This is a genomic window from Mycobacterium sp. (assembly GCF_035314665.1).
Lineage (GTDB): Bacteria > Actinomycetota > Actinomycetes > Mycobacteriales > Mycobacteriaceae > Mycobacterium.
This window is the reverse complement of record NZ_DATFZD010000005.1, coordinates 1-11902: the sequence shown is the minus strand read 5'-3', so window position 1 is coordinate 11902 and position 11902 is coordinate 1. Positions and strand designations below refer to the sequence as shown.

Genomic DNA, 11902 nt, shown 5'->3' with positions numbered 1-11902 from the left:
CGACGCGCTGGCGTGCGGCCTGATCAGCGCGGTCTACCCGGCCGACAGCTTCGACGCCGAGGTGGACAAGGTGGTGTCCGGATTGCTGTCCGGACCCGCCGTGGCGTTCGCCAAGACGAAACAGGCCATCAACGCGGCCACGCTCACCGAGTTAGAGCCCACCCTGCAGCGCGAACTCGAGGGTCAGTCAGTCCTGCTGAAATCACACGACTTCCGCGAGGGCGCAAGGGCTTTCCAAGAGAGTCGGGCACCGGACTTCACCGACAGCTGATCGCGGCGGGCTCACAAACCGAACAGCGGGGGCAATGCCAGCAGCACGACCACGGTCCAGACGAAGTGCGTCAGGATCGGTGCCATCACCCCGCCAGTGGCGCGGCGTTCCAGAGCACACACCGTCCCGAGGACGATGGCGGCGAACGCGAGCATCAGGTTGCCGCTGGCCAACGTTGCGGCCACGTACACCACGGTGGAGACGAGCGCCGGGTGGTAGCGACCCAGCGCGGTGTAGAGCGCGCCCCGGTAGAACAGTTCCTCGGCGATGCCGCCGACCAGCGCGATGGCCATGGTGAGCCGCCACGGTCCCTGGTCGGCGTATTGCAGCACGCGGGTGATCAGCTCGGAAACCGCGGGAATCTCTCTGGCGATCAACCCGCCGAGCACGAAGACGGCGCCGAGCAGCAGGCCGATCACGGTGCCGCTGATCACCGGGCGTTGGTTGCGACCACGCCAGCAGAGGCCGCCCAGATGCAACGGCCCTGAGGCGAACGACCCGAAAGCCCACACCGCCGCCAGCGTCAGCGACAGCCAGTAGAAGCTCGACTCGCCGGGGTGTCGGCGCAAGGCCAGACCCAACACCCCCGCGCCGAGCAGCAGCACGATCGCGACGACGATCCGCCTGCGTCGCTTCACTGAAGGCGGTTCATTATGCGGCACAGCGACATTGACGATCCCGCGACGGATATCGCCCAAAGCACTGTTGTGGGAGGTCACGCGAGACGCACCTTTGGTGTCAGAGTGATCAGCATGTCAAGTCCGGTGCGCAGAGCGCCGGCGATGGGCCCGGGGACGGCATCTACCAACGCTAGACCGGGCCGCGCGATCGATGGTGTCACCCTCCCCGCGAGTCGTCGCAGCCGCAGCGCATCGCCCCCGGCCCACGCCGGATCGCTGTCGGCAAGGTGGTGCGGATCAGCCAGCGCGTTGACCGGAAGCGGCCGGCGGCTCGATAGTGCCCGGACGATCGCCTGTTCGACCGGAACCAACCCGTCGGGAGGGTCGGGGACCAGATCACGCAGGCCTGAGCCGGCCGCCTGCATCGGGTGATCCAGCGACTGCACCAGATCGGCCGCCAACCCGTCGGGCACCGGCAGCGCCACCGACGTAACCCACGACGCCACCGCGGTATCCACTCCGGGCGCGGGCAGACTGGTGTGCCATTTGCCGGAAATCCGCGCATAGGTTTTCAGCAGCGCGTGGTACGACGTCCGGTCGGGGCCGGAGATGTCATAGGCGCTCGCCGGTACCTGTCCGGCATCGGCGGCGGCGACCATGTAATGCAGCACGTCACGAATGGAAATCGGATCGATCGGGTTGTCCATCCAGGCGGGGATCGGAATGACCGGAAACCGGTCACCGACGTAGCGCAACATCTCGAACGACGTCGAGCCGGCACCGAAAATCAACGCCGCGCCGAGCCACACCACTTCCGGACCGCCGTCGATCGTCAGCGCCTGGGCCACCTCTGCCCGGCTGGTGAGATGTTCGGACAGCGCCCCGTCATCGGGGTCGTCGGGGACGAAGCCGCCCAGATAAACGATCCGACGCACGGCGGCGTCCTTGGCAGCCGCGGCGATGTTGCCGGCCGCGGCCCGGTCGGCATCGCGGAAGCCGGGTTGACCGATTGCGTGGACCAGGTAGTAGACGACGTCGACCGGGCCGGCAGCGTCGAACGCCCCGCGAACCGACTCGGCGTCGGAGGCGTCCAGAGTCACGGGGGTGACGTCGTCAAACCAGCCCATCCGCTCAAGCCGCGCAGGATCGCGAGTGGCGGTGAGCACCTGATAGCCGGCTGAGACCAATGCCGTCACCAGCCGCGATCCCACGTAACCGGTCGCGCCCGTCACCAGAATCCGCACACCCCTCAACGTAGACGGAACGCATGCGCGTTAAACCGGCAACCGGCTTTCGGTGTCAAACGCAGTTAGACAGCCGTCGAATTAGCAGTCGGCGCAGGCATTTTGAGGCGCATTGAACCGGCGGCGAAGCAAATTCGTATCTCCAGTGTGGGCAACCTAATTCCGGGCGCGCGTCCCGTGACACCTGACCTCCAACTGTCCGAACTAACGACGGGAACACCGTCGGTCGCCTCGGTGGCCGTCGAGTTCCCGTCGCACCGGCACAGCCAAGACGAAGTGATAACGGCCTTGGCCGATTTCGCCGGTCCAGAGTTTCGACGGTTCGCCGCCACCAGCGGCGTTGAGACACGCCACCTTGCGCTGCCATTGTCGCGATACCGCCAGCTCAGCGGCTTTACCGAAGCCAACGCGGCCTACCTTGACATCGCGCTCGAGCTGGGTGAACGGTCGTTGAAATCGGCAATGGAGGCCGCCGAAATCGAGCCCTCCGAGATCGATGTCGTGTTTTCGACGACGGTCACCGGGCTCGCCGTTCCCTCACTGGAAGGGCGGCTGGTGAGTCGGCTGGGTCTTCGACCCGATGTCAAGCGCGTCCCGATGTTCGGCCTGGGTTGTGTCGCCGGTGCGGCCGGAACGGCTCGCGTCCATGACTATCTCCGGGCTTTCCCCAATCAGGTAGCGGCCCTGCTCGCGGTCGAACTGTGTTCGTTAACCGTTCAGCGCGAAGACCGTTCGATCGCGAATCTGGTCGCCTCCAGCCTGTTCGGTGATGGCGCCGCCGCCCTCATCGCGACCGGAGCCGACCGGGCACCGATCGGACCGAAACTGGTTGCCACGCGCAGCCGTACCTACCCGGATACCGAAGACGTGCTGGGCTGGAACATCGGCACCGACGGGTTCAAGATCGTCCTGTCCGTCGAGATCGCCACCGTCGTCGAGAAATACCTGGGTGAAGACGTCCGCAACTTCCTCGGCGACCACGGGCTGACCACCGCGGACATCTCGAGATGGGTCTTGCACGCGGCCGGCCCAAAGGTGATCGACGCGGTCGAAAACGCGCTCGACCTGCCCGCAGAAGCGTTCGACCTTACCCGAAAGTCTCTGCGCGACAATGGAAACCTATCGTCGGTTTCCGTGCTGGACATCCTCCAGGACACCATGACCGACCCGCCATCACCGGGCTCCTTCGGACTGATGATCGCCATGGGCCCCGGCTTCTCCGCCGAGCTCGTGCTGCTGAGCTGGTAGGCCATGTACTACCTGCTGATCCTCGCCGTCGGCATCGAACGGCTGATAGAGCTGGTGGTAGCCAAGCGCAATGCGCGATGGGCTTTCAGCAACGGCGGCAAGGAATTTGGTCACGGCCACTATCCGGTAATGGTCACCCTGCACACGGCGCTGCTCCTCGGCTGCGTCATCGAGGTGTGGGCACTGCACCGGCCCGTCATCTGGTGGCTGGGTTGGCCGATGCTTGCCGTCGCGGCGGCCAGCCAAGTGCTGCGCTGGTGGTGTGTGACCACACTGGGCCGACGCTGGAACACCTTGGTCATCGTGCTGCCGGAGGCCCCGTTGGTACGACGCGGCCCGTACCGGTGGCTGCACCACCCGAACTATGTGGCCGTGGTGGCCGAGGGGTTCGCACTGCCCCTGGTGCACACCGCGTGGCTGACCGCCATTGCTTTCACGCTGGCCAACGCGCTGCTGCTGACGGTACGGATCCGAATTGAGAACTCGGCACTGGGCTACGCATGAGCGCCTACGATGCCGACCTGCTGATCGCCGGCGGCGGCCCGGCCGGTCTTGCTGCGGCGATAAATGCTCGCCAACAAGGGCTTTCGGTCATCGTGGCGGAACCGCGAGACATTCCTATCGATAAGGCGTGCGGCGAAGGCCTGATGCCCGGCGGCTTGGCCGAACTGGTGTCGCTGGGTGTCGATCCTGCCGGGATGCCGTTGCGGGGTATCGCCTATCTGGACGAGCACCGCCGAGCCGAAGCACTTTTCCGCGGCAGCCCCGGGCGCGGTGTGCGACGTACCACCTTGCATGCCGCGCTGGCGTCACGCGCCAAAGAACAAGACACCGACTGGATCTCGACGCGCATCAGCAATGTCGACCAAGATGCCAACGGCGTCACGGCAGCCGGGATCCGCGCGAAATGGCTGATTGCCGCGGACGGATTGCATTCAACGGTCCGCCGCGCCGTCGGAATCAACGCCGTGCCCGGACGACCTCGGCGGTACGGGGTGCGCTGGCACTACCAGGTGCCGGCGTGGTCGGAGTTCGTCGAAGTGCACTGGTCACGATGGGGCGAAGCGTATGTGACACCCGTCGAGCCCGATCTTGTCGGCGTCGCGATCCTGTCGGGTGAGCGCCCGGACCTTGCCTGGTTCCCGCGACTGGCCCACCATCTGCAAGGCGCCGCCCGCGGACGGGCTCGCGGCTGTGGACCCATGCGACAGGTGGTGTCGCGCCGGGTCGCGGGACGGGTGCTGTTGGTGGGCGATGCGGCCGGTTACGAGGACGCGCTCACCGGTGAGGGCGTCAGTCTGGCCGTCAAGCAGGCCGCCGCGGCGGTGAGTGCCATCGCCGACGGCATGCCGTCGTCATACGAATCGGCCTGGCATCGAATCACCCGCGATTACCGACTGCTCACCCGCGGGCTGGTACTCACAACTGTGCCCACCGCAGCGCGGCGCGCCATCGTGCCCGCATGCACACTGCTACCTACGGTATTCGAACAGGCTGTGCACATATTGGCGCGCTGAGTCACCCGGTTCCGCCGCCCTGTCGCTTGACTCACGGCCCGGACGCAATTATCCAATATGCTGTACTTTAGTTCCGGTATTTAGATTGATCGACGAAGCGGCCCAGCCGCGACTGACCACATGGATACGATTACGAAATGCGCCCTGTAACGCCCGGCGAGCAGGGGGGGAACGCCCACATCACGCAGTCCGCCACAATCGCAGCGGTTTCGATCGAATTCCCGCCACACCAGGTCGGCCAGCAAGAGGCACTGTCGGGCCTGACCGGCTTCGGCGGGCCCCAGTTCGACCGGTTCGGCGCCAGCGCCGGCGTGCAGACCCGCCGCATCGCCTTGCCGCTGCCGCAATACGGCAAACTCAGCGGCTTCACCGAGGCGAATGACATCTTCATCGAGACCGCCCTGGAACTCGGCGAGCGCGCGCTGCTCTCAGCATTCGACGCCGCCAAGGTCAAGCCCTCCGACGTCGACATCATCCTCTCGACGACGGTCACCGGGGTGGCCGTGCCGACCTTGGAGGCTCGACTGGCGACGCGTGTCGGCTTGCGGCCCGACGTCAAGCGGGTGCCGCTGTTCGGACTTGGCTGTGTGGCCGGGGCCGCGGGGGTGGCCCGGATGCACGACTACTTGCTCGCATTCCCCGATCACGTGGCGGTGCTGCTCGCTGTCGAGCTGTGCTCGTTGACGCTGCAGCGCGACGACTACTCCATCGCGAATCTCGTGGCGGCCAGCCTGTTTGGCGACGGTGCCGGTGCCGTCGTCGCCAAGGGATCTGCTCTGAGGCCGATTGGGCCCGGGGTGCTGGCCACCCGCAGCCGGCTCTACCCGGACACCGAAGAGGTGATGGGCTGGAATATCGGCAGTAACGGGTTCCAGATCAAGTTGTCCACCGAGGTCGCCAACGTCGCCGAGAAGTATTTGGGCGAAGACGTCCGCAACTTCCTCGCCGACCACGGCCTGACCACCGCGGACATCTCGACGTGGGTCTGCCATCCAGGTGGGCCGAAGGTGATCGAGGCCGTCGAGCACACCCTCGACCTTCCGGCCAATGCCCTTGATCACACCCGAAATTCGTTGCGCGACAACGCAAATCTTTCGTCAGTGTCGGTGCTGGATGTGCTTCGCGCCAAGATGGCCGATCCACCGCCGCCGGGTTCGTTCGGGCTGATGATGGCGATGGGACCGGGGTTCTGCTCGGAACTCGTGCTGCTCGGTTGGTAGGTCGTGTACTACCTGCTGATCCTGGCGATCGGCATCGAGCGGCTGGCCGAGCTAGTCGTGTCGAAACGCAACGCGCGATGGGCTTTCGCCCACGGCGGCAAGGAATTCGGCCGTAGCCTCTATCCGGTGATGGTCGCGGTGCATGCTGCGCTGCTGCTCGGGTGTGCCGCCGAGGTGTGGGCATTGCACCGACCGTTCATCGCGTGGCTCGGCTGGCCGATGGTCGCGCTGGTGGCACTGAGCCAGGCGCTGCGCTGGTGGTGCGTCGCAACGCTCGGTCACCGGTGGAACACGTTGGTGATCGTGGTGCCACAGGCGCCGTTGATACGGCGGGGTCCGTACCGCTGGCTGCATCACCCGAACTATGTGGCCGTCGTCGTCGAAGGCGTGGCGCTCCCGCTGGTGCACACAGCGTGGCTGACCGCGGCGTCCTTCACGCTGGCCAATGCGGTACTGCTCACGGTACGGATCAGAGTGGAAAACGCGGCCCTGGGCTACGCATGACGCGCGCCCGCGACGGGTTTTTCCGCCGCTCCCACGTATTCGCCCAAATATCCTCCACCGAGCCAGCTTCGGGCCTTCGTCAGCACGATCGTGAGATCGGAAAGGCTGCGCTTGCGGAATGCGCGCTGCGCCGCAAACGGGTTCAGAGCGGTCGTGTATTCAAGCCCCACGATGGCCGGCGACTCGAACGCCCCGTGCCTTCGCACTGGCCGGTAACCGAGATCTTCGAGAAGCCTGGAAAGTTCGGTGGGTCTTGCGAACCGGCGAAAGTCATGATTCGACTTGTAGAGGCCCGACACAAACAACGGGCCAATGCTGACGAAGGCCAGCCAGGTGTACAGATTCCGGTCTGGCGCCACATAAAACACCCGCCCGCCGGGTTTCAACGCACGATAGACATTCGCCAGAACCGTACGGTGCTCGGCACAGTGGTCCAGTATTCCGTGCGTATAGACCACGTCGAACTGGTCGCTGGGTAGCACGCCTGGATCGCGGATGTCGCCGACATGGAATTGAACACTCGCGGCATCGGCGAAGGACCGCCTCGCTGCCCGGATGGCTTTGTAATCGACGTCGAAGCCATCGATTTCCCATTCCCGAAGCTGGGGCTCCACCTCGAGCAAACAACGGATCGCGGTACCGCTGCCGCAGCCGACCACCGCCATCCGCGGGCGCTCGGTAGCCGAGGACTCAGGTAGGTAGTCGCGCAAGAATTGCCAAGCGACGCAGTCGATTTTGCTGACGAGCTGTTCGGTGAACCGCCATTGTGCACTGTCCTGGGCTTGGGCGAAGTAGCGCACACCGCGTTCAATCGTGCCGTTGTGAACTCTCGTGAGGAGCTTGTCCAGCCAGGAGTAGCGGTAGTCCGGCTCGCCGCTGGCTTCATTGCGCCGCTCGCGGTGGAGGAAGTCGAAGTATCCCTGCTCTTCGATGACGAGCGGCGCGGTCCAGGCCTGCGCTCGATTCAAGACGCGCTCGCGGATCCATGAGTCGACAATCCGGCTATACAGCTCGGTCTCGAAGAGCATGAGCTGGTGCCCACCGCCGGGCATCACAAAAAGGTCTTTTGGGCCGCCGATGCGTTCGAAGCAGGCCCGGGCATGGTCGGGGTCGACGACCTCGTCCTGCTCGCCACAGGCGACCAGGACCGGCTTGGTATTGGCCGCGGAAGGCTCACGCGGCTTGTAGTTGAAGACGGAGTGACAACTCTTGAAGCCGTAGGACCAGACATTGAGCGGGTCAGTCAGCTTCTCGGGCAACAAATCTGGGTCCTCCTGATAGGCCGCTTTGAAGTCGATGACCCGGCGGAGCGGTACCCGAACCCGGTCGCCTAGACCCCTGGCCAGCCGGCCGATGACCTCCGAACGCATCAACCGAATCGCACGGTTCATCTGCAGCTCGTCGTTCAGCAAGATGTTCATGCACACGGCGCCGGCCACCCGCGGACAGCGGGCGAGCGCGTGGAACGCAATCTCGCCGCCCTGGCTGGCCCAGTGCAGCACCACCGGAAGGCCGGTGCGGTCGGCCGCGTGGTCGGACACCGCTCGAACGTCCTCGAGGAAGTCGTCGAAGCTGAAGACGCCCCGAGGCCCGGGGGTGCGGCCGTGACCGGTCAAGTCGAAGGCCCAGACCGTCGCGGGAAAATTTCGCCGAAATTGCTCGGCGAAATTGTGGTAGGCCGCGCTGTAGCCCGCGGTGCCATGCACCAAAACCAGCGTGTATCGGGCGTTCGGATGCTCGTAGCGTTTCAGGAAGAGGGGCTTGCCTTTGCTGCCCGCGATGCTCCCGTCGACGGGAGGGTCAAGCGCACTGTCGGGCGTGACGGTCGTCATTGCGCTGAATGCTCCTTTCCTTGCGCGATCAGATGGGCGACCAACAGTTGAGCGTGGGCGTCGAATTCGGCCCGAAATGCGGTTTCGTCGGTGCTGAAGGGACGGCGCATCGCCATCCCAAGCAGGAATGTCTCGATGAGCCCAACGGATAAGTCGGTCTCTGCTCCGGGTATCAGATCTTCGATGAAGCGCATAACCTGCCGCCGTTGCGTTTGCTGGTGATTGAAATACGCTTGTTTGAGGGACTCGTTGTGGTTTGCCGCCGCAGCGAATTCCACCGTGAAGGACGCGGCGACCAAATTGTTGACGAACAGCGCGTAGGTCAGTTCGGCCGCGACATCCAGTCGTTCAGTGATAGACCCGCGTTGCGGTAACTGGTCAGACGACATCGAGAACAAGCCAGCGGTCATCTCGCCAATCGCCGACTGAAGCAGCCGCTCTTTGCACGCTCACTTTCGATAACGGACCGACGCCTGGAGTCACCGACCAGGTGCTCGACATCCTCGCGGAGAGGTCGCTGCGCGCGATCTTTTTCGTCGTCGCCAACCGCGTCGACGGAGACGCAGCCGCACGCGCGCTGCTCAACCGAATGGTTCGGGAGGGTCACCGGGTGGGCAATCACTCGCTGACTCACGGCCGGCCACTCGGCGAACTGCATGAGCCGGAAACCATCGCCGAAATCGGCACGGCGCACGACGTTTTACGGGAATTCATCGGCGAGAACTTCCTCTTCCGTCCCTGGGGCACCGAGGGACAGCTCGACCGGAGGTGCCTCAACCGCACTGCGGTCGATTATCTGGTCAGCGGGGAGCACACCTGCGTGTTATGGAATAGCGTTCCGCGCGATTGGGCGGATCCTGTCGGGTGGGTCGATCGGGCGCTATCCGATGTCACGGCGCAAGAGCACACGGTGGTAGTAATCCACGACCTACGGTCCGGAGCCATGGACGAGCTACCGCGCTTTCTCGACGGACTGGACCGCAGCAGGGTGGCAGCGACTGTCGAGCTGCCCGACGAGTGCGTGCCGATCATCGATGGTCGCATCCATCGGTCCGTCGACCACCTGATGCCGCTCTGACTCCAGTCAGCGCGCCTTCCAGACCGGTTGGCGCTTTTCGGCGAACGCCAGCGGGCCTTCTTTGGCGTCCTCGGACCTCAGCACTACGCCGAATTCACGTTGGGTGCGGGCCCAGCCGGGTTCCTCGTCCGGGATGACGCCGTCGTCGGCACCGTAGGCGATCCGCTTGCTGGCCTGCACCGACAACGGCGCGTTCACCGTGACCCGCTCGGCCAGAGCCAGTGCGGCGTCCAGCACCGTGCCGTCCGGGACGACCTGGTTGATCAAGCCCCAGTTGGCGGCGTCGGCGGCGCTGATCGGGTCACCGGTAAGCACCATCTCGAGCGCGACCTTGCGCGGCAGCTGATGCACGATCCGGAACACCCCGCCGGCGGCGGCGAACAACCCGACCTTGACCTCGGGCAAACCGAACGTCGCGCTTTCGCAGGCCACCACAAGATCACTGGCCAGAGCCAGCTCGGTACCGCCGCCCAGCGCGGTGCCGTTGACCGCGGCGATGGTCGGCTTGTCGATGAAATGGTGGACGTAGCCGGCGAAGCCCCATTCGCCATGGTCGGGATGATACAGATTCTCGCGGCGCGAGATTGCCTTGAGATCTGCTCCGGCACAAAAGGATTTGTCGCCGGCGCCGGTGATCACCACCGCCCGCACCCCATCGTCGTTTTGGGCTTGCTCGAGCGCGTCGCCAACGGCGGTACTCACCGCGCCGTTGACCGCGTTGCGGGCCTCTGGCCGGTTGAGCGTGATGACCAGGACGTTGCCCCGGCGCTCGGTGAGCGCCGCGGGTTCCGTCACAGCAGCTCCACAATGGTGGCGTTGGCCTGACCGCCGCCCTCGCACATCGTCTGCAGGCCGTAGCGAATTCCCTTGTCCCGCATGTGGTAGAGCATCGTGGTCATGATCCGGGCGCCGGATCCGCCGAGCGGGTGGCCCAGGGCGATCGCGCCGCCGTTGGGGTTGAGCTTCTTCTCGTCGGCCCCGATGTCCTTCAACCAGGCCAACGGCACGGGCGCGAACGCCTCGTTGACCTCGAACACCCCGATGGCCTCCAGCTTCAGGCCGGAGCGCTTCAGCGCTTTCTGGGTCGCCGGGATCGGCGCGGTCAGCATGATCACCGGGTCGGCGCCGGCCAGGGTGGCGGTGTGCACCTTGGCGATCGGGTTGAGCTTCAACGACTTCGCCTTCTCCGCCGACATGAACAGCAGCGCCGCCGAGCCGTCGGAGATTTGGCTGGAGTTCCCGGCGTGGATGACGCCGTCCTCCTTGAAAGCGGGCTTCAGCTGCGCCATCTTCTCCATCGGCGTGCCCCGACGGATGCCTTCGTCCTTGAGGACGACGTTTCCGTCCTGATCTTTGATGCCGACAATCTGATCGTCGAAAGCACCGGAATCCTGTGCGGCAGCGGCCTTTTCATGCGAACCGAGGGAGTACTCGTCGACCTTGGTGCGGTCGAATCCCCACTGCTCGGCGATCATCTCCGCGCCGACGCCCTGGTTCGGGATGGCGCCGTGATACCGGTCCAGGAAGGCCTGCGAGTAGGGCCGACCGCCGTTGGCCAAGGAGGATCCCATCGGAGTTCGCGACATCGACTCGACCCCACCGGCAACGACGACGTCGTAGTGGCCGGCGACCACACCGGCGGCGGCGAAGTGGATCGACTGCTGGCTGGATCCGCACTGGCGGTCGACGGTGACGCCGGGCACCGTCTCCGGCCAGCCCGCGGTCAGCAGGGCGGTGCGTCCGATGTCGATGGCCTGCTCGCCGGCCTGCGAGACACATCCCCAGATCACGTCGTCGACGAGCTCGGGATCGATGCCGGCCTTCTCGACCAGGCCGTTGAGCACCTGGGCGGACAGGTCGGCGGCGTGCACGCCGGACAGCCCACCGTTGCGCTTGCCGATCGGTGAACGTACCGCCTCGACGATTACGGCTTCAGCCATGACTTCTCCTTAGACATGAGGTTGTTCCTCGATTGTTGACCAACCCGTTGGACGGCTCGCCGCGGGGGTGCCTAGCCGGCCGGTAGCGTCGAGAGTCATGTCGCGCATCGTGATCATCGGCGGCCACGGCAAGGTCGCTTTGCACCTGGCCCGCAGCCTCAGCCAGCGTGGTGATGAGGTGACCTCGGTCTTCCGCAATCCCGACCACGCCGAGGACGTCGCCGCAACCGGTGCCCGTCCGGTCGTCGCGGATATCGAGATCCTGGACACCGACGCGCTGGCCGAGCTGCTGGCCGGGAACGACGCGGTGGTGTTCTCCGCCGGGGCCGGTGGCGGCAACCCGGCCCGCACCTACGCCGTCGACCGCGACGCGGCGATCCGGGTGATCGATGCCGCCGGGCTGGCCGGAACGCGACGTTTCGTCATGG

General features: G+C 65.3%; 13 protein-coding genes and 1 pseudogene. 8 read left to right on the top strand and 6 right to left on the bottom strand.

The window, feature by feature from the left end; genetic code table 11:
• Positions 1-271 (top strand): enoyl-CoA hydratase-related protein (locus VKI00_RS00400; RefSeq protein WP_324434398.1); only part of this gene is annotated, 271 nt, incomplete at its 5' end.
• Positions 272-282: 11 nt separating this feature from the next.
• Here VKI00_RS00400 and VKI00_RS00395 read toward each other — a convergent pair.
• Both VKI00_RS00395 and VKI00_RS00390 read right to left on the bottom strand, forming a co-directional pair.
• Positions 283-990, bottom strand: coding sequence for a CPBP family intramembrane glutamic endopeptidase (locus VKI00_RS00395; RefSeq protein WP_324434396.1), 708 nt, complete (start codon positions 988-990; stop codon positions 283-285).
• Positions 987-2135 carry an NAD(P)H-binding protein gene (locus tag VKI00_RS00390; protein ID WP_324434394.1) on the bottom strand — a complete coding sequence of 383 codons (1149 nt, stop codon included), beginning with the start codon at positions 2133-2135 and terminating at the stop codon, positions 987-989. The genes VKI00_RS00395 and VKI00_RS00390 overlap by 4 nt, the downstream gene beginning before the upstream one ends.
• Before the next feature lie 177 nt (positions 2136-2312).
• Between VKI00_RS00390 and VKI00_RS00385 the strand changes: the two genes are divergently transcribed.
• From VKI00_RS00385 to VKI00_RS00365, 5 genes are all read left to right on the top strand, one after another.
• Positions 2313-3383 (top strand): type III polyketide synthase, encoded by a 1071-nt coding sequence (locus VKI00_RS00385; RefSeq protein WP_324434393.1) that lies wholly within the window; start codon positions 2313-2315, stop codon positions 3381-3383.
• Positions 3384-3386: 3 nt separating this feature from the next.
• A complete protein-coding gene (locus VKI00_RS00380) occupies positions 3387-3887 on the top strand; it encodes an isoprenylcysteine carboxyl methyltransferase family protein (RefSeq protein ID WP_324434391.1) in 501 nt (166 codons plus the stop codon).
• A complete protein-coding gene (locus tag VKI00_RS00375; RefSeq protein WP_324434390.1) occupies positions 3884-4900 on the top strand; it encodes an NAD(P)/FAD-dependent oxidoreductase in 1017 nt (338 codons plus the stop codon). The genes VKI00_RS00380 and VKI00_RS00375 overlap by 4 nt, the downstream gene beginning before the upstream one ends.
• A gap of 137 nt (positions 4901-5037) precedes the next feature.
• A complete protein-coding gene (locus VKI00_RS00370) occupies positions 5038-6120 on the top strand; it encodes a type III polyketide synthase (RefSeq protein ID WP_414687082.1) in 1083 nt (360 codons plus the stop codon).
• A gap of 3 nt (positions 6121-6123) precedes the next feature.
• The gene (locus tag VKI00_RS00365) at positions 6124-6624 is read left to right on the top strand and encodes an isoprenylcysteine carboxyl methyltransferase family protein (protein ID WP_324434388.1); all 501 of its coding nucleotides are present in this window, start codon (positions 6124-6126) and stop codon (positions 6622-6624) included.
• Here VKI00_RS00365 and VKI00_RS00360 read toward each other — a convergent pair.
• Together VKI00_RS00360 and VKI00_RS00355 are read right to left on the bottom strand one after the other, a co-directional pair.
• A complete protein-coding gene (locus VKI00_RS00360; RefSeq protein WP_324434386.1) occupies positions 6615-8456 on the bottom strand; it encodes an alpha/beta fold hydrolase in 1842 nt (613 codons plus the stop codon). The two genes, VKI00_RS00365 and VKI00_RS00360, sit on opposite strands and share 10 nt — an antisense overlap.
• A complete protein-coding gene (locus tag VKI00_RS00355; protein WP_324434384.1) occupies positions 8453-8866 on the bottom strand; it encodes a hypothetical protein in 414 nt (137 codons plus the stop codon). The genes VKI00_RS00360 and VKI00_RS00355 overlap by 4 nt, the downstream gene beginning before the upstream one ends.
• Before the next feature lie 44 nt (positions 8867-8910).
• Between VKI00_RS00355 and VKI00_RS00350 the strand changes: the two are divergent.
• A pseudogene (locus VKI00_RS00350) lies at positions 8911-9534 on the top strand (polysaccharide deacetylase family protein); the annotation flags it as partial.
• Between the two features lie 6 nt (positions 9535-9540).
• On the opposite strand, the gene VKI00_RS00345 reads toward VKI00_RS00350, so the two are convergent.
• Entirely contained in the window at positions 9541-10329 is a 789-nt protein-coding gene (locus tag VKI00_RS00345; protein ID WP_324434382.1) for a crotonase/enoyl-CoA hydratase family protein, read from the bottom strand.
• Positions 10326-11474 (bottom strand): thiolase family protein, encoded by a 1149-nt coding sequence (locus tag VKI00_RS00340; RefSeq protein ID WP_324434381.1) that lies wholly within the window; start codon positions 11472-11474, stop codon positions 10326-10328. The genes VKI00_RS00345 and VKI00_RS00340 overlap by 4 nt, the downstream gene beginning before the upstream one ends.
• Positions 11475-11571: 97 nt before the next feature.
• On the opposite strand from VKI00_RS00340, the gene VKI00_RS00335 reads away from it, so the two are divergent.
• Positions 11572-11902: NAD(P)H-binding protein (locus tag VKI00_RS00335; protein ID WP_324434380.1), on the top strand; the 331-nt coding region annotated here is incomplete at its 3' end.